Annotated in this window: 25 protein-coding genes; 9 read left to right on the top strand and 16 right to left on the bottom strand. The window is 68.8% G+C overall.

Going from position 1 to position 23,840, the window contains the following annotated elements; genetic code table 11:
• Positions 1-14 precede the first annotated feature (14 nt).
• From AB0J90_RS01710 to AB0J90_RS01645, 14 genes are all read right to left on the bottom strand, one after another.
• Positions 15-1,211, bottom strand: a complete 1,197-nt coding sequence (locus AB0J90_RS01710) for an ABC transporter substrate-binding protein (protein ID WP_363591056.1) — start codon at positions 1,209-1,211, stop codon at positions 15-17.
• Positions 1,212-1,290: 79 nt separating this feature from the next.
• The gene (locus tag AB0J90_RS01705; RefSeq protein ID WP_363591054.1) at positions 1,291-2,301 is read right to left on the bottom strand and encodes an ABC transporter permease; all 1,011 of its coding nucleotides are present in this window, start codon (positions 2,299-2,301) and stop codon (positions 1,291-1,293) included.
• Positions 2,298-3,299: an ABC transporter permease gene (locus tag AB0J90_RS01700; RefSeq protein ID WP_363591052.1), complete on the bottom strand. Its 1,002-nt coding sequence runs from the start codon at positions 3,297-3,299 to the stop codon at positions 2,298-2,300. The genes AB0J90_RS01705 and AB0J90_RS01700 overlap by 4 nt, the downstream gene beginning before the upstream one ends.
• The gene (locus AB0J90_RS01695) at positions 3,296-4,831 is read right to left on the bottom strand and encodes a sugar ABC transporter ATP-binding protein (protein ID WP_363591050.1); all 1,536 of its coding nucleotides are present in this window, start codon (positions 4,829-4,831) and stop codon (positions 3,296-3,298) included. Before AB0J90_RS01695 ends, AB0J90_RS01700 begins: the two co-directional genes overlap by 4 nt.
• A gap of 188 nt (positions 4,832-5,019) precedes the next feature.
• Positions 5,020-6,057: a LacI family DNA-binding transcriptional regulator gene (locus AB0J90_RS01690; RefSeq protein WP_363591048.1), complete on the bottom strand. Its 1,038-nt coding sequence runs from the start codon at positions 6,055-6,057 to the stop codon at positions 5,020-5,022.
• 18 nt (positions 6,058-6,075) lie between these two features.
• Positions 6,076-7,092: a galactofuranose ABC transporter, permease protein YjfF gene (yjfF, locus tag AB0J90_RS01685; protein ID WP_363591046.1), complete on the bottom strand. Its 1,017-nt coding sequence runs from the start codon at positions 7,090-7,092 to the stop codon at positions 6,076-6,078.
• On the bottom strand, positions 7,089-8,138 hold the full coding sequence (locus AB0J90_RS01680; RefSeq protein WP_363591044.1) for an ABC transporter permease: 1,050 nt from the start codon (positions 8,136-8,138) through the stop codon (positions 7,089-7,091). The genes yjfF and AB0J90_RS01680 overlap by 4 nt, the downstream gene beginning before the upstream one ends.
• Positions 8,135-9,697, bottom strand: coding sequence for a sugar ABC transporter ATP-binding protein (locus AB0J90_RS01675; RefSeq protein WP_363591042.1), 1,563 nt, complete (start codon positions 9,695-9,697; stop codon positions 8,135-8,137). The genes AB0J90_RS01680 and AB0J90_RS01675 overlap by 4 nt, the downstream gene beginning before the upstream one ends.
• Positions 9,698-9,775: 78 nt before the next feature.
• On the bottom strand, positions 9,776-10,717 hold the full coding sequence (locus tag AB0J90_RS01670; protein WP_363591389.1) for an ABC transporter substrate-binding protein: 942 nt from the start codon (positions 10,715-10,717) through the stop codon (positions 9,776-9,778).
• A 528-nt stretch (positions 10,718-11,245) separates the two neighbouring features.
• The gene (locus AB0J90_RS01665) at positions 11,246-12,097 is read right to left on the bottom strand and encodes an ABC transporter permease (protein ID WP_363591040.1); all 852 of its coding nucleotides are present in this window, start codon (positions 12,095-12,097) and stop codon (positions 11,246-11,248) included.
• Positions 12,097-13,032: an ABC transporter ATP-binding protein gene (locus tag AB0J90_RS01660; protein WP_363591038.1), complete on the bottom strand. Its 936-nt coding sequence runs from the start codon at positions 13,030-13,032 to the stop codon at positions 12,097-12,099. Before AB0J90_RS01660 ends, AB0J90_RS01665 begins: the two co-directional genes overlap by 1 nt.
• A 135-nt stretch (positions 13,033-13,167) precedes the next feature.
• On the bottom strand, positions 13,168-13,848 hold the full coding sequence (locus AB0J90_RS01655) for a response regulator transcription factor (RefSeq protein ID WP_363591036.1): 681 nt from the start codon (positions 13,846-13,848) through the stop codon (positions 13,168-13,170).
• Positions 13,845-15,032, bottom strand: coding sequence for a sensor histidine kinase (locus AB0J90_RS01650; protein WP_363591034.1), 1,188 nt, complete (start codon positions 15,030-15,032; stop codon positions 13,845-13,847). Before AB0J90_RS01650 ends, AB0J90_RS01655 begins: the two co-directional genes overlap by 4 nt.
• A gap of 162 nt (positions 15,033-15,194) precedes the next feature.
• Complete coding sequence (locus tag AB0J90_RS01645; protein WP_363591032.1) at positions 15,195-16,292, bottom strand: Ig-like domain-containing protein; 1,098 nt, start codon at positions 16,290-16,292, stop codon at positions 15,195-15,197.
• Positions 16,293-16,841: 549 nt separating this feature from the next.
• Between AB0J90_RS01645 and AB0J90_RS01640 the strand changes: the two genes are divergently transcribed.
• On the top strand, positions 16,842-17,873 hold the full coding sequence (locus AB0J90_RS01640; protein WP_363591030.1) for a LuxR C-terminal-related transcriptional regulator: 1,032 nt from the start codon (positions 16,842-16,844) through the stop codon (positions 17,871-17,873).
• A gap of 24 nt (positions 17,874-17,897) precedes the next feature.
• On the opposite strand, the gene AB0J90_RS01635 is transcribed toward AB0J90_RS01640, so the two are convergent.
• A complete protein-coding gene (locus AB0J90_RS01635) occupies positions 17,898-18,182 on the bottom strand; it encodes a hypothetical protein (RefSeq protein ID WP_363591028.1) in 285 nt (94 codons plus the stop codon).
• Positions 18,179-19,396 (bottom strand): helix-turn-helix domain-containing protein, encoded by a 1,218-nt coding sequence (locus tag AB0J90_RS01630; protein WP_363591026.1) that lies wholly within the window; start codon positions 19,394-19,396, stop codon positions 18,179-18,181. The genes AB0J90_RS01635 and AB0J90_RS01630 overlap by 4 nt, the downstream gene beginning before the upstream one ends.
• 439 nt (positions 19,397-19,835) lie before the next feature.
• On the opposite strand from AB0J90_RS01630, the gene AB0J90_RS01625 reads away from it, so the two are divergent.
• The 8 genes from AB0J90_RS01625 (at position 19,836) to AB0J90_RS01590 (ending at position 23,749) form a co-directional block, all read left to right on the top strand.
• On the top strand, positions 19,836-20,633 hold the full coding sequence (locus tag AB0J90_RS01625; protein ID WP_363591024.1) for a helix-turn-helix transcriptional regulator: 798 nt from the start codon (positions 19,836-19,838) through the stop codon (positions 20,631-20,633).
• Positions 20,624-20,812, top strand: coding sequence for a DUF397 domain-containing protein (locus AB0J90_RS01620; protein ID WP_363591022.1), 189 nt, complete (start codon positions 20,624-20,626; stop codon positions 20,810-20,812). The genes AB0J90_RS01625 and AB0J90_RS01620 overlap by 10 nt, the downstream gene beginning before the upstream one ends.
• A 71-nt stretch (positions 20,813-20,883) precedes the next feature.
• The gene (locus AB0J90_RS01615) at positions 20,884-21,066 is read left to right on the top strand and encodes a DUF397 domain-containing protein (protein ID WP_363591387.1); all 183 of its coding nucleotides are present in this window, start codon (positions 20,884-20,886) and stop codon (positions 21,064-21,066) included.
• A gap of 130 nt (positions 21,067-21,196) precedes the next feature.
• Positions 21,197-21,601, top strand: coding sequence for a hypothetical protein (locus AB0J90_RS01610; RefSeq protein ID WP_363591020.1), 405 nt, complete (start codon positions 21,197-21,199; stop codon positions 21,599-21,601).
• 138 nt (positions 21,602-21,739) lie between these two features.
• Positions 21,740-22,066 (top strand): PadR family transcriptional regulator, encoded by a 327-nt coding sequence (locus AB0J90_RS01605; protein WP_363591018.1) that lies wholly within the window; start codon positions 21,740-21,742, stop codon positions 22,064-22,066.
• On the top strand, positions 22,063-22,419 hold the full coding sequence (locus AB0J90_RS01600) for a DUF1048 domain-containing protein (RefSeq protein WP_363591016.1): 357 nt from the start codon (positions 22,063-22,065) through the stop codon (positions 22,417-22,419). The genes AB0J90_RS01605 and AB0J90_RS01600 overlap by 4 nt, the downstream gene beginning before the upstream one ends.
• 1 nt (position 22,420) lies before the next feature.
• Entirely contained in the window at positions 22,421-22,747 is a 327-nt protein-coding gene (locus AB0J90_RS01595) for a DUF1048 domain-containing protein (protein WP_363591014.1), read from the top strand.
• A 102-nt stretch (positions 22,748-22,849) separates the two neighbouring features.
• Entirely contained in the window at positions 22,850-23,749 is a 900-nt protein-coding gene (locus AB0J90_RS01590; RefSeq protein ID WP_363591012.1) for an aminoglycoside phosphotransferase family protein, read from the top strand.
• Positions 23,750-23,840 lie beyond the last annotated feature (91 nt).

Below are 23,840 nucleotides of genomic sequence, written 5' to 3'. Positions count from 1 at the left end.
GGTCGACGACGCGGTTACTTGCCGCCCCAGTCGGCGGGGAAGCCGGGCATCTTCTCGCAGCCGCAGAGGGCGTAGTGCAGCGGCGGCATGTCCGGCAGGACGTACTGGGCCAGGTTGGCGTCGGTGATCGTCGGCTGCGGCAGCACCCACTCCTTCGGCACCTGCTTGCCGGCGAGGATGTCGACCGCCGCGATCACGGGCGTACGCCACTGGTAGGTCGGGTACGTGGCGGCGATCGCGGTCAGCTTCTTGTCCTGCCAGATCTTCAGGAAGTCCTGCTGGTCCTCGCCGTTGATCGGTGGGATCTCCGCGCCCGCGTCCTCGAACGCCTCGATCGCCGCGACCGTGGTGGCCCCGGCGTCCATCCAGACCCCGTCGATCGAGCCGAACCGTTCGATGTAGTCGTTCACGATGGTCTTCACCTTGGCCGCGTCACCGTCGGTGAACTCCACCCCGACCACGTTGGCGCCCGCCTGGTCGAAGATCACCTTCGCCGCCGACCAGCGCGTCTCCAGTACGTCGACACCCGGCAGGATACGCAGGGCGAGGATCCTGCCGCCCTTCTTCACCTTCTCGACCAGGAACTCGGCCGCGGTAGCCCCGAACGCGTAGCCGCCGATCGGGTGGATGAACGTGGTCGCGCAGTCGGTCTCCACGCCCCGGTCGAAGACGACCACCGGCAGCCCGGCCGCGCATGCCTTCTCCACCGCCGGGGTGAGCGCCTTGGTGGTGTTCGGCGACACGATCAGCGCGCTGCACCTCTTGCCGGCGATCAGCCCCTCGATGTCGCTGATCTGCTTCTCGTCCTTGCCCTCGGCGTCGACCGCGGTGAGCGTGACGCCCGGATGCAGCTTCGCCTCGGCCTGCATGGTGGTCCACCCGACCTGCCGCCAGGGGTTGTTCACCGCCGCGTTGGAGAAGCAGATGTTGTGCGGGCCGGGCTTGGTGAACCTCGCGGTGTCGGTGAGCTGCGGGGCGATGGCCTGCAACCACGGCGAGTCGGCCGGGCCGGTCGGGGCGACGTCGCGCTGCTTGACCTGTGCGTCGTAGTCGGCCTGGACGAAGAACGACGACTGGTTACCGGTGCCGCTGCCGGCTGGTCCGCCGTCGCCCTCTTCTCCGTCTTGCGGCGCGGTGGAATTGCAGGCGGTCAGGGCCAGCACCGCCGCCGCGCCGAGCGCGAGGCGGCGCAATGTGGTGGTGGAACGCATCGGGCCTTTCTCCTTCCGGTTTCGGGAACTGCGGAGTTCTTCGAAATGCAGCGGTGGAATGGACCTGACCCGCCGATGGTCAGCCCGAGCGGCGCATCCTGCGTGCCGCGTACGCGGCCGCGCCGATGATGATCACGCCCTGCACCACCTGCCGGAGCGACTGGGCAAGGCCGAACTGGTTGAGCAGTGAGAAGAGCGCCTGGAGGGTGAGCGCGCCGGCTATCGCCGTACCCACACTGCCCCGCCCTCCGCCGAGCACCGCGCCGCCGAGCACGACGGCGGCGATGGCCTGGAACTCGTAGCCGACCCCAGCCTCGGCGGTGACGCCGGTGGCGCCACCGAGCAGGATGCCGGCCACCACCGCGCAGAGCGCGGAGATGACGAACGCGGCGGTACGTACCCGGCGTACGTCCACACCGGACAGCGCGGCGGCCCGTTGGTTCCCACCGGCCGCGTAGACCTGGTAGCCGAAGCGGCTGTGCCGCAGCAGCAGCCACAGCCCGACCCCGACCACGACGAGGATCAGCAGCGCGTACGGGAGGATGTTGAGACCGGGCAGGCCCTCGATGCCGCGTCGGCCCAGTTGCCGGAAGTTGTCCGCCAGCGACCCCCGTGGCGCACCGCCGGACCAGAGGAACACCGCGCCGTTGAGCACCAGCAGCATGCCCAGTGTGGCGATGAACGACGGCACCCGCAGCCGGGTGGTGACCAGGCCGTTGACCAGGCCGACCAGCACCCCGCCGGCCAGCAGCAGGAGGATCAGCCACCAGGTGTTGGCGGCCTCGCCGTCGGAGAGGCGGGCGGCGACCACCACGACCGCGGTGACCAGCGCGCCCACCGACAGGTCGAACTCCCCGGAGATGATCACGTAGACCTGGCCGGCGGCGAGGATGGCCAGCGGGGCCGAGCGGCGCAGGAAGTTGACGAACGAGTCGGGCTCGATGAAGACCGGGTTGCGCCAGGTCAGGACCACGATCACCACCAGCAGGACGACCCAGATCGGGGGCACGGCCCGCAGCGCGGTCCAGGCCCGCCGCCCGGCGTTGTCCTCCGGCGGTACGACCGGAGCGGGTTTCTCGGTGATGGTCACAGTCCCGCCTCGTCCCGCTGGGTCCGCAGCGCGTAGAGCGCGACCGCGCCGACGATGATGACGCCCCGGATCAGCGTCTTGAGGAAGGCGTTCACCTCGTACTGGTTGAACACCTGGTCGATGACGGCGAGGATCAGCACTCCGGCGAGGGTGCCGGCGACGGTTCCCCGGCCACCGGCGAGTGCGGTACCGCCGACGACCGCGGCGGCGATCGACTCGAGGTCGTACCCGCCGTCGGTGCCGACCCACGGTGCACCGGACCGGAGCCGGCTGACCAGGAACAGCCCGGTCAGTACGGCGGTGACGCTGCACAGTACGTGCGCGGTCACGATCACCCGCGCGGACCGTACGCCGGAGAGCCGGGCGGCCTCCTCGCTGCCGCCCACCGCGTAGAGGTGGTAGCCGAACCGGGTGTGCCGCAGCACCCACCACGCGCCGCCGACCACGGCCAGCAGCAGGATCACCGAGACCGGCACCGGCCCGACGGCGTTGTAGCCCAGTCCCTGGAAGGCGCGTGGCACCGAGCCGGTGAAGTTGGTGAACAGGGCGTTGAGGATGCCGCTGATCACCAGTGAGGTGCCCAGCGTGGCGATGAACGCGTTCACCTTGAGCCCGGTGACGACCAGGCCGTTGACCAGTCCGATCACGACGCCGAGGGCGAGGGTGACCAGTACACCGAGGACCATCCGGTCCGGGTCGCCCTGCATCACGAAGGAGGCGACGACGGCGGTGACGCCGACGGTGTACGCCACCGACAGGTCCAGTGAGCCGCCGATCAGGACGATGGTCTGGCCGACCGCGACCAGGCCGAGCGCCACCGACCGGACGGCCATGTTCTGCAGGTTGCCGACGGTCATGAAGTCGCCGCCGTCGAGTTCGACGAGCAGCCAGGCGACGGCGAAGACTCCGCCGAAGACGAACCACACCGGGGCGCTGGCGAAGCCGCCGCGGGGCAGCCCGGTGCGGCCGAGGGTGGGGGAGAGGGTCTGCGCGGTCATCGGGCGGCGCCTTCCGTGGTGGCGAGCAGCATGATCTCGGCCTCGCTGGCACCGGGTGGCAGCCAGCCGGCGATGGTGCCGTGTCGCATCACCGCGATCCGGTCGGCCATCCCGATCACCTCGGGCAGTTCGGAGGAGATCATCAGGATCGCCACGCCGCTCGCGGCCAGCTCGCGCATCAGCTCGTGGATGCTGGCCTTGGCGCCGACGTCGATGCCCCGGGTGGGTTCGTCGAAGATCAGTACGGTCGCGCCGGTGGCCAGCCACTTGGCCAGCACCACCTTCTGTTGGTTGCCGCCGGACAGGTAACGCACCTCCCGGTGCGGTGCGCCGCCGCGCAACTGCACCCGGTCCAGCAGGTCCCGTACGCCAGCCGTGGTCCCACCTGCGCCGCGCCGACCGGCGGTGCCCATCGCCCTGATCGCGAGCAAACTGTTGTCGCGTACGGACAGCGGCAGCACCAGGCCCTCGCTCTTGCGGTCCTCGGTGAGCAGGCCGATGCCGTGGCGGATCGCGTGTCGGGGTGAGCGCAGCCTGCGGGTCCGCCCGTCGATGGTCAGGGTGCCGGCGGTGAGCCGGGTCGCGCCGAACAGCAGCTTCGCCAGCTCGGTACGCCCGGATCCCTCCAGACCGGCCAGCCCGACGATCTCGCCGGCCCGCAGTTCCAGGTCGATGTCGTGCAGCGGACCGGCGGCGCCGCCGCGCAGGGTCAACCGGGGCTCGCCGACCTGTTCCGGTGTCGCCCTCGGTGGGAAGTAGTGGTCGAGTTCCCGCCCCACCATGAGCTGTACGAGCCGGCGGGTGTCGACCCGTGCGGTGTCCACGGTGTCGACCCGCCGGCCGTCCTTGAGGACGGTGATCCGGTCGGTCAGCTCGAAGATCTCCTTGAGCCGGTGCGAGATGTAGAGCACGGTCAGGCCGTTGTCGCGCAGCCGCCGGATGCGGGCGAACAGCGCGTCCACCTCGTGTGGTGACAGCGCGGCGGTGGGTTCGTCGAGCACCAGGATGCGGGGTTCGAAGGAGAGCGCCTTGGCGATCTCGACCAGTTGCTGCTGGGCCACCGGCAGGCGGCCGACCGGCGTACGCGCTCCGATGACGTCGTCGGCGCCGAGGGTGGCAAGCAGTTCGCTCGCGGCGGTTTCCATCGCGCGCCGGTCGACGCCGAGCCGTCGGCGTGGTTCCCGGCCGAGGAAGATGTTCTCCGCGACGGTCCGTTCGGGCAGCAGGTTGAGTTCCTGGTGCACGATGCTGACGCCTTTTTCCAGCGCCTGCCGTGGGTGGCCGAATTGCACCTCGGCGCCGTCGATCGATATCCGCCCGCCGTCCGGTTGGTACGCACCGACGAGGATCTTCATCAAGGTGGACTTGCCGGCGCCGTTCTCGCCCATGACGGCGTGGATCTCGCCGAGGCGGCAGTCGAGGTCGACCGAGTCGAGTACGGTCACCCCGAAGAACCGCTTGGTGATGCCGGTCATCCGCAGCATGACCTGGTCGGATGCGTGATCGATCGGCGTCGTGTCTGCGTCCGTCATCCGCGCCACCCCCGCATCCGGCGACCCTTGGCATCGAAGACTAGGCATTGATGACGGTCATGTAAAGCGAAAGTTACGTACTCAGCCATAAAACTTTTGTACCTGTAACCAAAAGTTGACGTGATGCTTCAGGAAAGGATGTCCGGGTTAACGGCATTGATGCTTGTTCATGTCCATGATGACGAAGATCAATGTGTGGTGAATCCGGGCGGGGCGGTGCTGCTGCGCAGGACGAACGTCGGCGCGACCGAGGTCACCGAGTGCTCCGGCGGCTCGGTACCGGCCTTTTCCAGCAGGTGCAGCAGGGCCGCCATGCTCCGGCGGCCCACCTCGTCGAAGTCCTGCCGCACCGTGGTCAGCGGCGGGATCAGGAACTCCGCCTCCGGGATGTCGTCGAAGCCGACCACGCTGATCTCCTCGGGGACCCGTACGCCCCGCTCGTGCAGGGCGCGCAGCAGGCCCAGCGCCATCTGGTCGTTGGCCGCGAAGACCGCCGTCACGCCGGCCTGCCGGGCCAACGCCTGCCCGGCGGCGTAACCGGACCGGGCGCTCCAGTCGCCCGCGATCATCGCCGGCACCGGCCGCCCGGCCCGCTGCAGCGCCGCCCGCCAGCCCTCGATCCGGTCCCGGGCCTCCAGCCAGTCGTGCGGTCCGGCGATGTGCCACACCGTCTGGTGCCCGAGCGCCAGCAGGTGCTCCACCGCGAGCCGCGCCCCGGCGACCTGGTCGACGCCGACCACCGGCGCGCAGGCGTCGAAGCCGGCCTCCACCGCCACCGCGGGCAGCCCGGCGGGCAGGCTGTGCAGTGCGCCGGCCGCCGCGAGCTGCGGGGCGATGACGATGATGCCCTCGACCGACTGCTCGGCCAGCGCGTCCACGGCGGCGAGCACGCCGGCCCGGTCGATCCGTTCCAGGGTCGCGATGCTGACCCAGTAGCCGGCGGCGCGGGCGGCCCGCTCGATGCCGTACAGGGTGGACGCGGGGCCGAACAGGGTGGTGTCGAAGCTGACCACACCCAGCACCCGGGACCGTCGCCGGACCAGCCCTCGGGCGAGCGCGTTGCGCCGGTAACTCAGCTCCGCGATCGCCCGCAGCACCCGGTTGCGGGTTTCCGGGCGTACGTTCGGGTGCTCGTTGAGCACCCGCGACACGGTCTGGTGCGAGACCCCGGCGAGCCGGGCGACGTCCGCCATCACGGCCGGCCGCCCGGCCCCCGGCGTCACCACCTCCGCCTTCCCGCCCGGTTACGGCGCACGCCGGGAAACCGCCCGTTGCAACAGGATGAAAACCGCGAGCAGTACGCCGATGACGATCTTGGTCCACCAGGAGCTGAGGTCGCCCTGGAAGGTGATGATCGTCTGGATCAGCCCCAGCACCAGCACCCCGAGCACCGTGCCGAACAGGTAGCCGGAGCCCCCGGTCAGCAGGGTGCCGCCGATGACCACCGCCGCGATCGCGTCCAGTTCCAGCCCGGTCGCGTGCAGTCCGTAACCGGAGAGCATGTAGAAGCTGAGCAGCACTCCGCCGAGCGCCGAGCAGAGCCCGCTGATGGTGTAGACCGCGATCCGCGTACGCCCCACCGGCAGCCCCATCAGCAGGGCCGACTGCGAGCTGCCGCCGATCGCGTACACGTTGCGCCCGAGCCGGGTGTACGCCAGGACGTACGCCGCGACGAGCACCACGACCAGCGCGATCAGTACGCTGATCGAGACGAAGAAGCCGCCGGCGCGCAACTTGCTCTGGGCCATGCTGGTCCAGAACGGATCGGTGATCGGGATCGAGTCGGTGCTGATGACGTAGCAAAGCCCACGGGCCAGGAACATGCCGGCGAGGGTCGCGATGAACGGCTGGATCTCGAAGAAGTGGATCACGCAGCCCATGCCGAGGCCGAACAGCGCGCCGATCAGCAGCACCAGCGGCAGCACCACACCCGGTGCCCAGCCGTGCTGTTCCAGCAGCGACGCCGACACCATGGTGGTCAGCGCGACCACCGCGCCGACGGACAGGTCGATCCCGCCGGTCAGGATCACGAACGTCATGCCGACCGCGACGACCAGCAGGAACGCGTTGTCGATCAGGACGTTGAGCAGCACCTGGGTGTCGGAGAAGCCCTCGTAGTTGACCGCGCCGAGGCCGTACATCAGGGCCAGCAGGGCGAGCGTGGCCAGCACCGGCAGGTGGCGCTGGCGTACGCCGGGGATGCGGTTCGGTCGTGGCGGGACCGTGGCCGTGGCGGTTCTCGACCCGTCGAGACCGATCATGCCGGGACCTCCAGCTTCGGGGCCGGCGCGGTCGGCGCCGGTGGCTCGGGCCGTCGACGGCGGTTGAACACCCTGGCCCGGAAGGCGGGCGACTGCGCCAGGCAGAGCACGATCACCACGATCGCCTTGAACAGCAGCGTGGTCTCGGGGGTGATGCCGATCGTGTAGATGGTGGTGTCCAGCGACTTGATGATGACCGCGCCGATGACCGTGCCGGCGATCGAGAACCTGCCGCCGGACAGCGCGGTGCCGCCGATCACGACGGCGAGGATCGCGTCGAGTTCGATCAGCAGCCCGGCGTTGTTGCCGTCCGCGCTGGACACGTTCGAGCTGATCATCAGTCCGGCGATGCCGGCGCAGAGCGCGCAGAAGACGTACGCGGCGAGGATCAGCCGGCGCGACCTGATCCCGGCCAGCCGGCTGGCGTACGGGTTGCCGCCCACCGACTCGATCAGCAGCCCCAGGGCGGTACGGCGGGTCAGTGTCACCGCGACCGCCGTCACCACCACCGCGATCAGTACGGAGAACGGGAAGGTCAACCAGTACCCGCCCCCGATCAGCCGGTACGGGTCCGACGTCACGGTGATGATCTGCCCGTCGGTGACGAGTTGGGCGATGCCTCGACCGGCGACCATCAGGATCAGCGTCGCGATGATCGGCTGGATGCCGACGGTGGCGACCAGGAACCCGTTCCAGAGCCCGAGCGCGACGCATGCGAGCAGCGCCACCGCGACCGCCACGAGTACGCCCGCGGTGCTGTGCTGGTTGTCCTGTCCGCTGATCTGCAGGCAGGCGATGGCGCCGGAGATGGCCACCACCGCACCGACCGACAGGTCGATCCCGCCGGTCGCGATGACCACCGTCATGCCGAGCGCGACGAGCACCAGCGGGGCACTCAGCCGCAGGATGTCGATCAGGCTGCCGTAGAGGTGGCCGTCGCGTACCTGGATCGAGAAGAAGCCGGGGGTGAAGGCCAGGTTGCCGAGCAGTAGCACGGCCAGGATCGCCAGCGGCCAGAACAGGCGGTGCCGTACCACGCCACTCATCCGTCCACTCCGTCCACATCGCTGGGTCGGACCGGGCCGGCGGCACCGCTGGCGATGGCGGCGAGCACCCGGTCGGCGTCCACGTCCTCGGTGTTCTCCAGCTCGGTGACCAGCCGCCGGTCCCGGAACACCGCGATCTTGTGGCTGAGCCGCAGCACCTCCTCCAACTCGGCCGAGATGAACAGCACCGCCATGCCGTCGTCGGCGAGTTGGACGACCAGCCGCTGGATCTCGGCCTTGGCGCCGACGTCGATGCCCCGGGTCGGCTCGTCCAGGATCAGCAACCGGGGCTCGGTGATCAGCCAGCGGGCCAGGAGCACCTTCTGCTGGTTGCCGCCGCTGAGGGCGCGTACCGGAAGTTCCGGGTTGGCCGGGCGGATCTGGAGCGCCTTGACGTACCGGTCGACCAGTTCGTCCTGGCGGCGGCGGGGGATCGGCCGCGACCAGCCGCGGCGGGCCTGGAGGGCGAGCACGATGTTCTCCCGCACGGTCAGGTCCTCGACCAGGCCTTCGGTGCGCCGGTTCTCCGAGCAGAAGCCGATGTGGCTGGCCATTGCGGTGTGCGGGCCGCGCAGCGTGACCGGCTCGCCGTCGACGTCCAGTTGGCCCCGGTCGGCGCGGTCGGCGCCGAACAACAACCGGGCCGCCTCGGTACGCCCGGACCCGAGCAGCCCGGCCAGGCCGACCACCTCGCCCTGGTGGATCGCCAACGTGTACGGCTCGATCGCACCGGTCCGGCCGAGTTCACGCGCGTGCACCACCGGTACGCCCTGCTCGATCGCGGCGACCGGGGGTTTGTCCTGCTCGTCGAGTTGTTCGAGCACCGCCAGCTCGCCGCCGATCATCTTGCCGACCAGGTCGAGCTGGCTCAGCTCGGCGATCCGGTACTCGCCGATCAGCCGGCCGTTGCGCAGCACCGTGATCCGGTCGGAGATTTCGTAGACCTGGTCCAGGAAGTGCGTCACGAAGATGATCGCCATGCCCTCCTGCTTGAGCTGGCGCATCACCCGGAAGAGCTGGGCAACCTCGGCCGAGTCCAGGCTGGAGGTGGGTTCGTCGAGGATCAGCACCCGGGCCGAGATGTCGATCGCCCGCGCGATGGCGACCATCTGCTGGATGGCGAGGGAGTGTGAGCTGAGCGGGGTCGACACGTCGAGGTCGAGGTCGAGCCGCCGGAGCCGCTGCTCGGCCTGGCGGCGCAGTTCCGACCAGCGGATCCGGCCGAGCCGTCGGGGTTCACGGCCGATGAAGATGTTCTCCGCGACCGACAGGTTCGGGCAGAGGTTGATCTCCTGGTAGACGGTGCTGATGCCGACCTGTTGGGCGGCCAGCGGCGAGGTGATCGCGACCGGTTGGCCGTCGAGTTCGATCTGCCCCTCGTCGTGTTGGTAGACGCCGGTCAACACCTTGATCAAAGTGGATTTGCCGGCGCCGTTCTCGCCCATCAGGGCGTGCACCTCGCCGGGAAAGAGGCGGAAGTCGACGTGGTTCAGTGCGACGACGCCCGGGAAGTGCTTGCCGATGTCGGTCATCGTGAGGATCGCCCGGCCTGCTGCCATGGCTGAAGTCCCTCTCCCTCGCGGTGGGCGGGTCGCCCCGGCGGACGGACCGGAGCGACGCCGACCACCTCTGCGTCGTCAGTACTTGCGCTCCGGCAGCGCGGCCTTCGCCTGCTCCTGGGTGAAGGTGGTCTCCTCGGTCAGCACCCGCTGGGGTACGGACTCACCGGCGACGACCTTCTTGGCCAGGTCCATGAGCTGTGGGCCGAGCAGCGGGCTGCACTCCACGATGTAGTTGATCTTTCCGTCGGCCAGTGCCTGCATGCCGTCCTTCACCGCGTCGACGGTCACGATCCTGATGTCGACGCCCGGCTTCTTGCCGGCCGCCTCGATCGCCTCGATCGCGCCCAGGCCCATGTCGTCGTTGTGCGCGTACAGCACGTCGATCTTCGGGTTGGCCTTCAGGAAGGCCTCCATGACCTCCTTGCCCTTGGCGCGGGTGAAGTCACCGGTCTGCGAGGCGATCACCTTGAACTTCGGGTCCGCGCCGATGACCTTGGCGAAGCCCTCCTTGCGGTCGTTCGCCGGTGCCGCACCCGTGGTGCCCTGGAGTTCGACGATGTTGACCGGGTCGGTCTTGCCCTCGTACTCCTTCTTGAGCCACTCGCCGGCCCGCTCGCCCTCGATGATGAAGTCGGAGCCGATGAAGGTCTTGTAGAGCGAGGTGTCCTTGGAGTCCACCGCCCGGTCGGTCAGGATCACCGGGATGTTGGCGTCCTTCGCCTCCTTGAGCACGGTGTCCCAGCCCGACTCCACCACCGGGGAGAAGGCGATGATGTCCACCCGCTGGGTGATGTAACTGCGGATGGCCTTGATCTGGTTCTCCTGCTTCTGCTGCGCGTCGGAGAACTTGAGGTCGATGCCGGCCGACGCCGCCGCCTCCTGGATGGACTTGGTGTTCGCCGTACGCCAGCCGCTCTCGGCGCCGACCTGCGCGAACCCCATGGTGATCTTGTCGTCCGAGGACCCGCTGCCGGACCCGCCGTCACCCCCGCACGCGGCCAGTCCGGCGATCAACATGATGCCTGCGGCTGCCGTGGAAATCCTTCTGTACACCGCTTCCTCCTCACCCGTTGGAACCCGTAGTGGAACGGCGTCGAGGGGGCACCCGGCCCGCTGCCCGGTGCCTACGCCCTCGGCTCCGGTGAGCCGATCGGTGGTGCGCTGTGGTGAATCGATGCATCGATCGCGGGCCGTCGTGTGGCCCTCGCGTTTCGGTAGTGTTAACGCTCTCATCTCGGTCGTCAAGGGTTTCGTTCGACCGCGATGAATCCGTGATTTGACGATGCTCAGGGCGTGTACGTGCTCCGTCGAGATTGGATGGACATCGAGCGGAGGGGCTGTTAGCGTTCACATACGCGGTCTCTGCCTCCGGCCCGGCCCGCCGGTGCCTCGTGCCCGCCGACCACCCGGAACGGCGCACGACGTGGCCGGGGCCCGTGGCCACGTCGTACGCGATCTCCCACAGAAACGAGCACCGCCTGCCGGGTGGCAGGCGGTGCTCGTTCGTTTCAGGAATCGTTCGGGTGCCCGGTCAGGGGCGGGGCGTCAGGCGTCCCGGCGCTTGAGCATGATCGCGGCGGCGGCGAGGGCGACGACGACGTAACCGGCGAAGACCGCCAGTCCCGCCCACGGCCCGAGCATCCCGGGGGCTGGCGTGACCGCCATGAAGGACTCCCCGGCGTGCGACGGCAGGTACGGTCCGACCGCGTCGTTCCAGCTACTCGGCAGCAGCGGGAAGAGACCGGGTACGACCAGCATGGCGCCGAACAGCGCGCCGATCGCGGCGGCGGTCGCCCGCAGCAGCGCACCCAGGGCCAGGCCGAGCAGGCCGACCCCGGTCAGGTAGACGGCCCCGCCGACCACCGCGCGGAGTACACCGCTGTCGAACAGGCTGACACCGTGCTCGCCCAGGAGGGCCTGACCGCCGAAGAACGCCGCGAGCGTGGCGACCAGCATCGCCGCCATGGTGACGCCGCCGAACACGATGGTCTTGCCCCACAGCACCGGCAACCGTCGGGGTACGGCGGCGAGCGTGGCCCGGATCATCCCGGTGGTGTACTCGCCCGCGACCAGCAGCACCCCGATCACACCGATGACCAACTGGCCGAGCTGCACCCCGCCCAGGCTGGCGCCGACCGGGTCACCGGTGCTGCCCGCGCCGATGCCCAGCGACTCGCCGCCGATGCGCCCGGAGACCACACCGGCGAACAGCAGCCCGAGCGCGATCACCACGCCCATGGTGGCGAGCAGGCTGACCACCGTCGACCGCAGTGACCGCAGCTTGATCCACTCGGAGCGGATGACCCGGGCGAGGGTGACCCGACCGGTCCGGGGAGTGCGCGTACGCGGGGCGGGGGTGGGGACCACCCGGGTGGTCTCCAGGGTCGCGGTGCTCATCAGGCCGCCTTTCCGGCGAGTACGGGCTCGGGGGTGGTCGCGGAATACTCGACCGAGTCGTGGGTCAGCTCCATGAACGCCTCTTCCAGCGAGGCCTGCTGCACGGAGAGTTCGTGCAGCGTGACGCCGGCCAGCGCGGCCCGTTCGCCGATCTGCTCGGTGCTGAGCCCGGTGATCTCCAGTACGCCGCGCTCGGCGCTGCTGATCTCGACGTCCGGGCCGACGAGCAGTTCGCTGAGCCGGTGCGACTGGGGCGAGCGGACGCGTACCCGGGTGGAGGAGGAGAGGCCGCAGAACTTGTCCATCGGCACGTCGGCGATCAGTCGGCCCTTGCCGACCACGACCAGGTGCTCGGCGGTCAACGCCATCTCGCTCATCAGGTGCGAGGAGATGAAGACCGTACGACCCTCGGCGGCCAGATCCTTGAGCAGGTTGCGGATCCACCGCACGCCCTCGGGGTCGAGCCCGTTGACGGGCTCGTCGAGCAGAACCGTCTGCGGGTCGCCGAGCAGCGCGGAGGCGATGCCGAGGCGCTGGCCCATGCCCAGGGAGAAGCCGCCGGCCCGCTTGCGGGCGACCTCGTGCAGCCCGACCAGGTCGATCACCTCGTCCACCCGGCGCTTCGAGATGCCGGTGGTGGCGGCCATGGCCAGCAGGTGGTGGTAGGCGGACCGACCGGTGTGCACGGCCTTGGCCTCCAGCAGCGCGCCGATCTCGTGCAGCGGCGCGGGGTGGTCGGCGTACCGGCGGCCGTTGACGGTGACGCTGCCGGAGGTGGGTGCGTCCAGACCGACGATCATCCGCATGGTGGTGGACTTGCCCGCACCATTCGGACCCAGGAAGCCGGTGACGATGCCGGGCCGCACGGTGAAGCTCAGGTCGTCGACGGCGACCTTCTCTCCGTACCGCTTGCCCAGGTTCTTCACTTCGATCATGTCGGGTGCTCCTTGTCGGGGCGGTGCCGCACCCAGCGGCGCATGGCAACAACCATCGCCTTTGCTCGGGGTGCGCGTCGTCGTCTGCCCGTAGACACCTGACGTACTACGAAGGTGGTATATCGGACCAGCTACTCAGCGTGATGGGGGTTCGCTGGGGCGTACCAGACCGCTCTGGTACGCGATCACCACGAGCTGTGCCCGGTCCCGCGCGCCGAGTTTCGTCATCGCCCGGTTGACGTGCGTTTTCGCCGTCAGGGGCGAGAGTACGAGGCGTTCGGCGATGTCGTCGTTGGAGAGCCCCGCGGCCACCAGCATCAACACCTCGCGTTCACGTTCGGTGAGAAGGTCGAGTTGCGCCGGCACCGTGGCGGCCGAATCCTCCGGTTGCGACAGGAATCGGGCAATCAACCCCTTGGTGGCCGCGGGGGAGAGCAGCGCGTCGCCTCGGGCGACCACCCGGATCGCGTCCAGCAGTTCGGCCGGGTCGACCCCCTTGCCGAGGAAGCCGCTGGCGCCGGCCCGGAGCGCCTGGAGGACGTACTCGTCGACCTCGAAGGTGGTCAGGATCAGCACCCGTACCCCGGACAGGCTCTCGTCCTCGGTGATCTGCCGGGTTGCTCCCAGGCCGTCCAGATCCGGCATCCGGATGTCCATCAGGACCACGTCGGCCCGGGTTGTCCGGGCCAGCGCGACGGCCTCCAAGCCGGTGGTCGCCTCGCCCACCACCTCCAGGTCCGGGGCGGAGTCGACCAGCACCCGGAACCCGGCCCGGATCAGGTTCTGGTCGTCGGCGAGCAGCACCCGGATGGTCATGGCGTCTTCTCCTGCCGCGCGGGCAGTACGGCCCGGACCCGGAAGCCGCCCGGCACCGGCCCGGCGTGCATGGTGCCGCCGACGGCGGTCACCCGCTCCCGCATGCCGAGCAGGCCGTGCCCGGTGCCCGCGACCGGGTTGGCGGCCGGTTCACCCGGTGGCGCATCGTTCTCGATCACGATGGTCAGCTCGTCCGGTTGGTACCCGAGTCGTACCTGGGCGGACTCGCCGCCGTGTTTGTGTACGTTCGTCAGCGACTCCTGCACCACCCGGTACGCGGCCAGGTCCACCGCCGGGGCCAGCGGGTACGGCTGACCGGAGAGCCGCCACTTCACCGCGAGCCCGGTCCGGTGGAACGAGTCGACCAACTCCTGCAGCCGGTTCAGGGTGGGCGTCGGTTCGGTCGGGGCGGCGGTGTCGTCGGACTGGCGCAGTACGCCCAACACCGTGCCAAGTTCGTCGAGCGCCGCCCTGCCCGCCTGCCGTACGTGCCCGAGTGCCTGCTCGGCCGCCTCCGGGTTGGTACGCAGCACGTGCCCGGCCACCCCGGCCTGCACGTTGATCAGGGCGATGTTGTGCGCCATCACGTCGTGCAGGTCGCGGGCGATGCGCAGCCGGTCCTCGGCGACCCGCCGCCGCGCCTCCTCCTCCCGGCTCTGCTCGGCCCGCGTGGCACGTTCCTCGACCGCGATGATGTAGTCGCGGTGGTTGCGTACGGCGTCGCCGACGGCGGTGGCCAGCCCGCTCCAGAGGGCGAGCACGATCTTCTCGGAGTCGAGCCAGGAGCCGTTGGAGGAGGAGTAGATGGCACCGGCCACCAGCAGCAGCGCGGTGAAGGTGCCGGCGATGACCGCGGTGGCCCGGTTCGTGGTCGCGGCGACGGTGTAGACGGCGATCACGACCGCGAAGGTGGAGAGGTTGCGGGCGGCGCCGAACGCGATCGAGGCGGCTGTGGCGGCGCTGCAGAACGCCAGCACCGGCAGCGGCCAGCGGCGACGCAGCGCGACGGCCGTACAGACCATGGCGCTGAAGGCGATCTCGCCCGCGCTCAGCTCGATCCGGGTAGGGGAGGGGTCCACCAGCGGCTCGCCGATGCTGATCGCGAACAGCCCGACGGCGGCGGCGGCATCAAGGGCGTATGGGTGGAACCGGGCCGTACGCCGCCACCACCCCATATCCCACATACCGTGACGTTACGTCAACCTCGGGTGACCCTGCCACGCATCTGCCGCCCGTGCCCTCGCGTCGGGTGAACGCGGTTGCCTTGATGTGGCGCCACCCGTACCGGCACGCGCGCGGACGCGTCCCGGCGGGGACGCGTCCGCGTCTTGGAGTGGGCGGTGGGATTACTCGACGAAGCGGATTTCGACGGAGGCGGTGTCGCTCTGGTCGTGCTGGCTGAGCCGGTAGGAGAAACGGTCGGTGCTGCCGTGGGTGGGGGATGGGGTGTAGACGATGCTGCCGCTGGAGGTGACCTGCGCGGTCCCGTGCGACGGCGGGGTGGCGATGGTCATCCTCACTTCGGTGTTGGCGATGTCGTTGACGAGTACGGGGATCGCGATGCGCTTGCTGCCCCGGATGGTGACCGAGTCGTCGTTGGCCACGGGTGCCCGGGTGAAGTACCCGAGGCCGTCGTTGATGAATATCTCAGTGCGTCCGGTGATGACGTCGACGGTGCGGACGTCGGGATGGTTGTCGTCGTTGGCGTAGATGACGGAGACCCGCCAGTCGTTGCTGTTGGTGGGGTCGTACTGGAGCACATCGGTGGAGCCGTCGTCACGGATCACCACCACGCCGGTCTCGTTGTCCTCGCAGCCGGATCGGTAGGCGATGGCGACGCCGGTGATGCCGTTGGCGTTGAAGTCGGCCAGCACGTACTGGGGGAGCCCCGAGCACCACCGGACCACACCGGGCATCAGAGTGCCCGCTGCGGTGTTGATGTAGGTGGCGAAGCCGCCGCCCTCGTCGCCGGTCTGGTAGATGTCCTGGTGTCCGTCGCCGTTCCAGTCCTCCAGCAACATCGTGTTCGGGTACTCCAGGCCGTCGAAGCCGCCCGCGGGTTGGAAGTTACGGAGTACCAGCATGCCGTAGGACACACCTGGTGGGCGGCCGTTGAACCAGGACAGGACGATCTCGTTGACGCCGTCCCAGCCGAGGTCGATCACCACGCCGAGGTGGGGGCAGTAGTCCTCGCCGCTCCGGTCGGCCGGGCTCCGGTAGGTGTGGATTTCCCGTACGCCGTAGCCTCCTTCGAACCGGCCCGGTTCCACGATGACCGCGCACCGGTCCGGTTGCTGGTAGCCGAGCGTCACCCGGTCGCTGCGGCCGTCTCCGGTGACATCGCCGTAGAACGGTTCGTTGAATCCCGCTGCCGCCGCGGGTGCAGTTAGGGAAAATGTGGCCAGCGTCGCGATCAGGGTTATCGCTATGGGTTTGCGCCACATAGCGCCTCCTTCATATTTTGGGTGAGTGGCCCATATAAAACCTAATCGCGAATATTTGAATATAGCCGTTGCTGTCCTAAATCCGACCACTCGGAGAGGGCTGGTATGCATTCGCGGCGCAGGGTGGCGAATCGGCCCTCGGTGAGGGGTGTTGGCCGGTGGTCGCGCTCGATCATCTCGACAACTGCGGCGGCAGAACGGCAGGTCGGAGCCGGCAGATGGCCGGATGCCCGCCTTCTTGAGAGGCGGGGACAGCCATTCTCTGAACAGCGGCAGATTCCAGGATCGGTAATCGAGGTCGGATTCCTGGTCAGCCGAATAGGGCGGCTCAGGCATCGAGCACGAAGGCGTGCGAGGGCCACGAACCACCATTCTGATGCGCCCGACCGGACGGAGCTATTTTCCCTTCCGTGCGTCGCCGTGTCCCGGAGGCATTGTCGGACGTTACCTACGGTAATCGCACCTGTGCATGGGTGTCGATTGACAGGATGACCGATACGGCGAAGGAGTGGATCACCATGTGGGATCTTCGGCGTACCGGAACCGGGGATGGCTGAGCTTCCACCCGGTGCGGCCGAGATCGTCGTCGAGCTGGAACGGATCACCGCACGGCCGGGTGCGGCAGCCGACCTGTTGCCGGAGCTGCTCGACGTGCTGCATCGGCTGGTGCCGCACTCGGCATCCATGATGTATCTGCTCGATCCGGAACGCCGGCAGTTCGAGTTGGTGGGCGGGTCCGGCTACAACGAGCAGATCCTCGCGTACGTGGGTAGCTCCAGGTTCCACGGCGAGGCCGAGTTGCTCGGCATGGACCGGGACCGGCCACCGATGTGCGTACGCGACGCCCCGGTCCCACCGGCGGAACTGCCCTCCTGGGCGGAACACTTCGAGCCGGCCGGGTTCCGCGAGGGCGTCGGCGTCACCCTGTTCACCCCGGACGGCCGGCACCTCGGACTCCTCACCCTGCACACCGACGACCCGGCGCACCCGAGCGACGAGGCCCGGGACTTCCTGGGGCTGCTCGCCCCGGTGATCGCCGACGCGGTGGACCCGATGCACTCCCTCGTGGCCCTGTCGAGAATCGTGATCAACGCCCAGGCCGGAGCCGTGCTGACCCGGGCCGGCAACGCACTGCCACTGCCCGGTATGCCGGAGCACCCGCTGCTGCGCGCTGACTCGGCGGTGCTGAGGGTCGCCGCCTCCGGCCTTGCCGAGGGGGACGTACACATGTCGTTCCTGTGCCCGTACCGGCTCCCGGACGGGTCGGACGGGCACGTACGGGTAACCGTGCTGCCCTGCCCGGTCTCGGTGCCGGCGTATCTGCTCGCGGTCGTGCTGATCTCTCCACCCGGTCACCTGCGCGGGTTGACCCGGCGGGAGTTGGAGATCCTCGGCCTGCTCGTCGAGGGCTGGGCCAACCAGCGGATGGCGAGCCGGCTGTTGATCGCCCCGCGCACGGTGGCGGCGCACATCGCACACATCCTCGCCAAGCTGGACGCCCCGAGTCGTACCCTGGCGGCCGTCCGGGCGCTGCGCCTGGGCCTGTACGTACCGTTGCCGCTCGCCCGGACCCGCCGATGACCTGACACCGGCCGACGCCCGCGCTCAGACCGACCGCAGCCGCCGCCGGACCGGCGGGTCGGCGACCCAGCCGAGGAACCGGGCGTCGGCCTGTTCCCGGCTCAGGTCGTCCAGGTCGTCCACCGCGCGGTCCCGGAAGCGCCCCATCACCTCGACCAGTTGGCGGCGGTTGTGCCGGTAGAGCGTCCACATCCGCCGACGGAACACCTGGCACGGCCATTCCTCGTGGTCGTCCCGGCAGCGCCAATCCTCGCCCGGTCGATGCGGAGCGCCCATCGGATCGTCGACGCTGTCGTGATCGTCGGTCACACCAGTGCTCCCATCCGGTCGGCCAACTCCGTCACCAGTGCCGGCGGTACGCCCTTGGTCTGCCGGAGGATCCCCGTCATCACGTCGCGGGCGACCGGGCGACCTCGGATCTCGGCTGGTGCGTGCCGGTCGGCCTCCAACAGTGCCTCGCCCGCTCGGGTCAGGTCCCCGAGCACGAGGTGACCGCGTGCGACGTCGAGCAGGTGCTGCGCCCGGCGCTCGGGCAGCAGCCGATCGAAGGCCCGTCGGGGGAGTCCGGAGTGGACGGTCACCGCTCGCCGAGCCTCGCCCAACTCCACCGCCGCCGCCACACGGTGCAGTTCGACGTTCGTCGGCCCGAACGACGTCCGGTACCGGTTGTCGTCGTCGCCCAAGCTGTCGGCAGCCACCTTCGCCTCCCTGAGCAGTTCCCCTACGCTCGCATCGTCGCCCATGTGGGCCGCCGCCATCGCCCCCTGCAACAGCAGCGACCCGTACACGGACACCCGGTCCGGATCTGACCAGGTGGGGCCGTTCGGCGCAAGGTGGTGCGCCATGACGACGTTCGCCTCGAACGCGGCCCGACTGTCGCCGGCCGCGAGGAGCGCGTTGGCGAACCGGGTCGTGCCGGTACCGGCCAGCAGCGGATCGTCCGCGCGTTGTGCGAGTGCGATCGACCGTTCGGCGGCCAGCCGTGCCAGGTCGACCGCGCCCAGCTTCCGCGTCACCGAGGAGATGACCTGGTAGACCTGCCCGAGCAGGTGCGCGGCCCGTAGGGCAGCGTCCCCGGTCTGGCCCGCCTCGGCGGCCTGCGCGCCCCGCAGCAGCTTCGGCACCGCGCCGACCAGGGTGTCGTACCTGGCATGCTGGAACGTCAGCCACGCATGCCCGACCGACCGGCCCAACTCCTCCAGCGGCGGACCACTGCCGGCCGCAGCCATCCCGGCGGCCGGGGCGAAGCGGGCAAGTGCCATCCGTACGGGGTCGAGGTCGATCGGGTCGGTCGGCTTCACCCGGGCGGTGTGCGCCGTCCGGTCGAGCAGGGCCTCGACGCCGACCTGTAGGACCGTCGCGAGGTGGTGCAGCGTCGAAATGCTGTCCAGTCGTCGTTCGCCCCGCTCCACCTTGTCGACCCAGCTTTTCGACTTACCGATCCGGTCGGCGAACAATTGCTGGGACATCTTCCGCCGCGCCCGCCAGTAGGCCACCCGCCGACCGACCGGTAACTCCTCCACCTCTCACACCGTGCGGTCGCGCCGGACGCAACCGGAAACCCCGACCGAGAAGAACTCGCTCGGCAGCGCATTGTCCGCCGTACCAAATCGGCCGGCGTTGCGCGGACGCCGCCGGGTGCCGGGGGCCGGCGGAAGGTCCGGGGCCATTTCACGCGGCGGCGGTACGGGCGCAGCCGGTTGATCACCGTCGTGGTTCTGCATCGCTGTCTCCTCTCCGGAATGGAAGGGGCCGCCCCGCCGCACATACGGGTTGGGGGAAGGCGCGGGACGGCCCCGCGGTCCCACCCGGGCTTTTGCCGACAGCTCCGAGCAGTTCCGCTAGTGACACTCTGCTGTGGATGGGCTTACTGTCGAAATGCTTCCGGCTCGAACCGAGGATTGTCGGCCGGTTCATGTGTCAACCCCGAGTTGATCTAAAAAGACGAGAGAGGTCGAGAACGTGAGCGTGTCCACCTATGAATTCCTCCTTCGTGAACTGCGTCAGGCCCGTATGGACGCTGGGATGACCCAGGAAGCACTAGGTGAGCGGATCCACTTCTCTCCCCAGAAGGTCAGTGCGGTCGAGACCGGTCGCGCCCCGCTGACCGGCGACTTCGTCCAACTCGTCGACGACGCGGTAGGGGCCCGCGGCAGGCTGGTGCGAATGTGGGAAGACCTCGTCAAAGACGGCGCCGCACCGAACTGGCTGCTTGAGTGGATCGAGTACGAACGCGCGGCGACGTTGCTCCGGTGGTTCGAGCCTTCGCTGGTTCCCGGACTACTCCAAACCGAGGCGTACGCCCGCGCGGTGCTCAGCCTGGGCGGGAGGCATTCCGAACAGGAGATCGCCCAGCGTCTCGCCTCCAGGATGGAGCGGCAGGCGATCCTGCACCGTGAGCAGCCGCCAAAGTTCGTCGCCGTGATCGATGCGATGGTGCTCCGGCGTGCTGTCGGACCGGCGGCCGTCATGGTGGAGCAGTTCGAGCACCTGCGCGAGATGGCGAACATGCCGAACGTTCACCTGCACGTGATCCCGGAGGCGGTTGGCATGCACTCCGGTCTTGCCGGCGCCTTCATCCTGGCCAAGGGGCCCGAGGGGGAGGCCGCGCACCTGGACAATCCGTTACGTGCGCACGTCACCAACCGCGCTGTGGATCTGGATATGCTTCAGGACAGGTGGGAGAGTGTCCGAAGCGATGCGGCTCCCCGCCGGGAGACCGTAGACCTTATCCAGGAAGTGGCGAAGACATGGACCTGACCGGTGCCGTCTGGCGGAAGTCGACCCGTAGCGACAACGGGGGCTCGACCTGTGTCGAGGTGGCGAAGAACCTTCCCGGCGTCGTTGGCGTACGGGACAGCAAGGACCCGACCGGTCCGGCGCTGACCTTCGTCCCGGACGCGTGGAGTGCCTTCGTGACCCTTGCCAAGCGGTCTTGAGTTAGCTGATCTCGGACGCGTTTCAAGATTCGATCAGTCGAACCGATCAGGGAGGCGATTGCGTGATGGACCTGACGGGTGCCGTCTGGCGGAAGTCGACCAGGTCAGGGACGAACGGCGGCGACTGTGTGGAGGTTGCCGACAACCTGCCCGGCCGGGTGTTCGTGCGCGACACCAAGGACCGCGACGGCGGCACGCTGAGCTTCGGCCCGGACGCGTGGCGCGCGTTCGTGACCCTCACCAAGCAGCACTGACCGACCTCGGCCAACGCCTCCCCACCTGCCCGGGTGGGGAGGCGTTGCTGCGCGTGCGGCAGGTCAGTAGGCACCCTTCTCGGCCGGGCGTCGGTGGCAGATGTCCTGCGCCTCCGCGCATGATCGTCCGATGGAGCCCATCACACTGCACCGCTGGTTCCGCCCGTGGAGTTACGGCATCGGCCACTCCCAACTGGTGCTGCACGCCGATGCCGACAGCAGCGACAACGAGCACATCGACGTACTGTTCGAAGATGTTCGGGCGGTCAAGCTCGGTGGGTCCTACCGCCCGCTGATCCTTGAGCCCGCAGACCCCGACACCCGTGCCGGTGTCCTCGCGTTCGCCCAGATACCCGTACGCCACCAGGCTCGGTACCTCTGCCTGACTCTGCCGAAACCAGACGCCGAGCCCGGATTCATACTCTGTGCGCGAGCGACCGTCCTGGCCAGCGAGACCAGCAACCCTCGCCATCACCCCGTCCGAAACGAGCAGGCGCGAGTGCTCCACCTGCTCAAACACGAGCCCGCGACCTAGAACTCCGGCCGTACCAGCCAGTCGGGTCGGGCCGGGTGGTCGGGTGATCACGCGCTTGCTGGGCAGCCGCACTACCTTGTGATACCGTGTAGTGGTACTCGGTGCCACGGGGTACTGGTAGGGTCGGGAGGACCAGGGATGGACGACCTGACGGAGATGCTGAAGGGCACGCTCGAGGGCTGTGTGCTTCAGATCATCGGCAGTGAGGAGACCTACGGGTACGCCATCACGCGTCGACTGAACGAACTTGGCTTCGTCGATGTCGTCGAGGGCACCGTGTACACCATCCTGCTGCGGTTGGAGAAGAACGGGCTCGTCCAGGTGACCAAACGACCGTCCGGGCTGGGCCCGCCGCGCAAGTTCTACGCGCTCAATGACGCGGGCCGCAACGAGCTCGCGACGTTCTGGGCGAAATGGGAGTACGTCTCCTCACGGATCGACAAGCTCAGGGAGGGCGGGGAATGAACTTCTGGGAGACCATCACAGGCAGCGATCTCACCCGGGATTGGAAGGCGTTCGAAGTCCGGGCAGAGGCATTGCCGGCCGACTACCGGGCGGCGTGGGAGCAGATCAAGGCTCATCTCTTTCCCTACGCGGACTTCACCGGCCGCAACCTGATGCCGATTCTCGACGGCGCCCTGGGGCTGCTCGAAGAGACGGCGTCCGAGGGGCAGAGCATTCAAGAGGTGCTGGGTGACGACATCGAGGGCTTCTGCGCGGCGCTGGCTGGCGGCGAAGGCGCCCGGACCTATCGCGACCGGTGGCGCCAGCAGTTGAACAGGAACGTCGCAAGGAAATTGGCCCGGCTAGGAGGTTGACGTGGGTATCCAGGACATCATCGAGGGCAAGAAGCAGTGGCGGGCGCACACGGCCCGGGTCAAGGCGCTCCCACGGGACTACCAGATCGTCTACAAGGAGATTCAGAGGTACTTCTTCAAGGTCGGCCCGGTCGGGCTGACTGACGGATCCCTGCTCTCGGGGATCGTCGATTTCTTCGAGGAGGGTGTGGCGTCCGGCAAGGGGGTGCTGGAGCTGATCGGCCCCGACGTCGCGGCCTTCTGCGACGACCTGGTGATAGACTCGCGCACCTACGCGGACATCTACCAGGAATCCATCAGCGGCGGAACCGGCACGGCCGAGAAGTAGCACGACTTCGCCAGCCAACAGCGTTCTCGCAGGCAGGAGTCGATGCCGCTGAAAACTGGGTTGCACCCGGACGTCGGAGGGCGCGAGGCTCCCGGTGTGCGGATGCATGCCGACCAGCTCACCGTGTCACCGGACGCGGTGCGGGGGTTGATCTACGACCAGTTCCCCGAGTGGCGGGGCCTGACCATCAGAAGCATCGTCTCGCACGGGACCGTCAATGCCGTCTTCGGCGTCGGCGAACATCTCGCGGCTCGGTTTCCTCTGCAACCCGGGGATGTCGAGACGACCCGGCGCTGGCTGCGGGCCGAGGCGGAGGCCGCCGCCGAGCTGGTGGGTAGGACACGCTTCCCGACTCCCGAGCCGGTCGCGCTTGGCGAACCCGGACCGGGCTACCCGCTTCCATGGTCCGTGCAGACCTGGATCCCCGGCGTCGTGGCCACCGACGACGACCCAGGTGAGTCGCCTGCGTTCGCGTACGACCTGGCCGAGTTCATCACCGAGGTGCGCGCCATCGACACACGCGGCCGGAGCTTCCATGGCGGGGGTCGAGGGGGCGACCTGCGATCGCATGACGTCTGGATGGAAACCTGTTTCAGCAACAGCGAGCAGCTCCTGGACGTTGCACGGCTGCGGCGAATATGGGCAGTCCTTCGGGATCTGCCGCGCGGCGGGACCGGGGACGTGATGACCCATGGTGATCTCGTTCCCGGCAACGTACTGGTATCCGACGGGCACCTGGCGGGAGTTCTCGACGTCGGCGGACTTGGACCGGCGGACCCCGCTCTGGACCTGGTGGCTGCCTGGCACCTGCTTGAAGCCGGCCCCCGGCAGGCGCTGCGCGAAGAACTCGGCTGCGACGACCTTGAGTGGCAGCGCGGCAAGGCCTGGGCCTTCGAACAGGCGATGGGGGTGGTCTGGTACTACCGCGACAGTAACCCGGCGATGAACCGGATGGGCCGACGCACACTGGGACGCATCGTCGCGGACAATTCGTCGGCCTGAGGCGTCACGACAGCGCGCGGCTCCGTTCCGCGCTGGAAGGGCTCGGCGAGCGTCGGCACGAGTTCGGGCGGAAGCCGCCGACCCGTGTTCT

This window comes from Micromonospora sp. NPDC049523 (assembly GCF_040676775.1).
Lineage (GTDB): Bacteria > Actinomycetota > Actinomycetes > Mycobacteriales > Micromonosporaceae > Micromonospora_G.
This window is presented reverse-complemented; position numbering and strand designations above follow the sequence as displayed.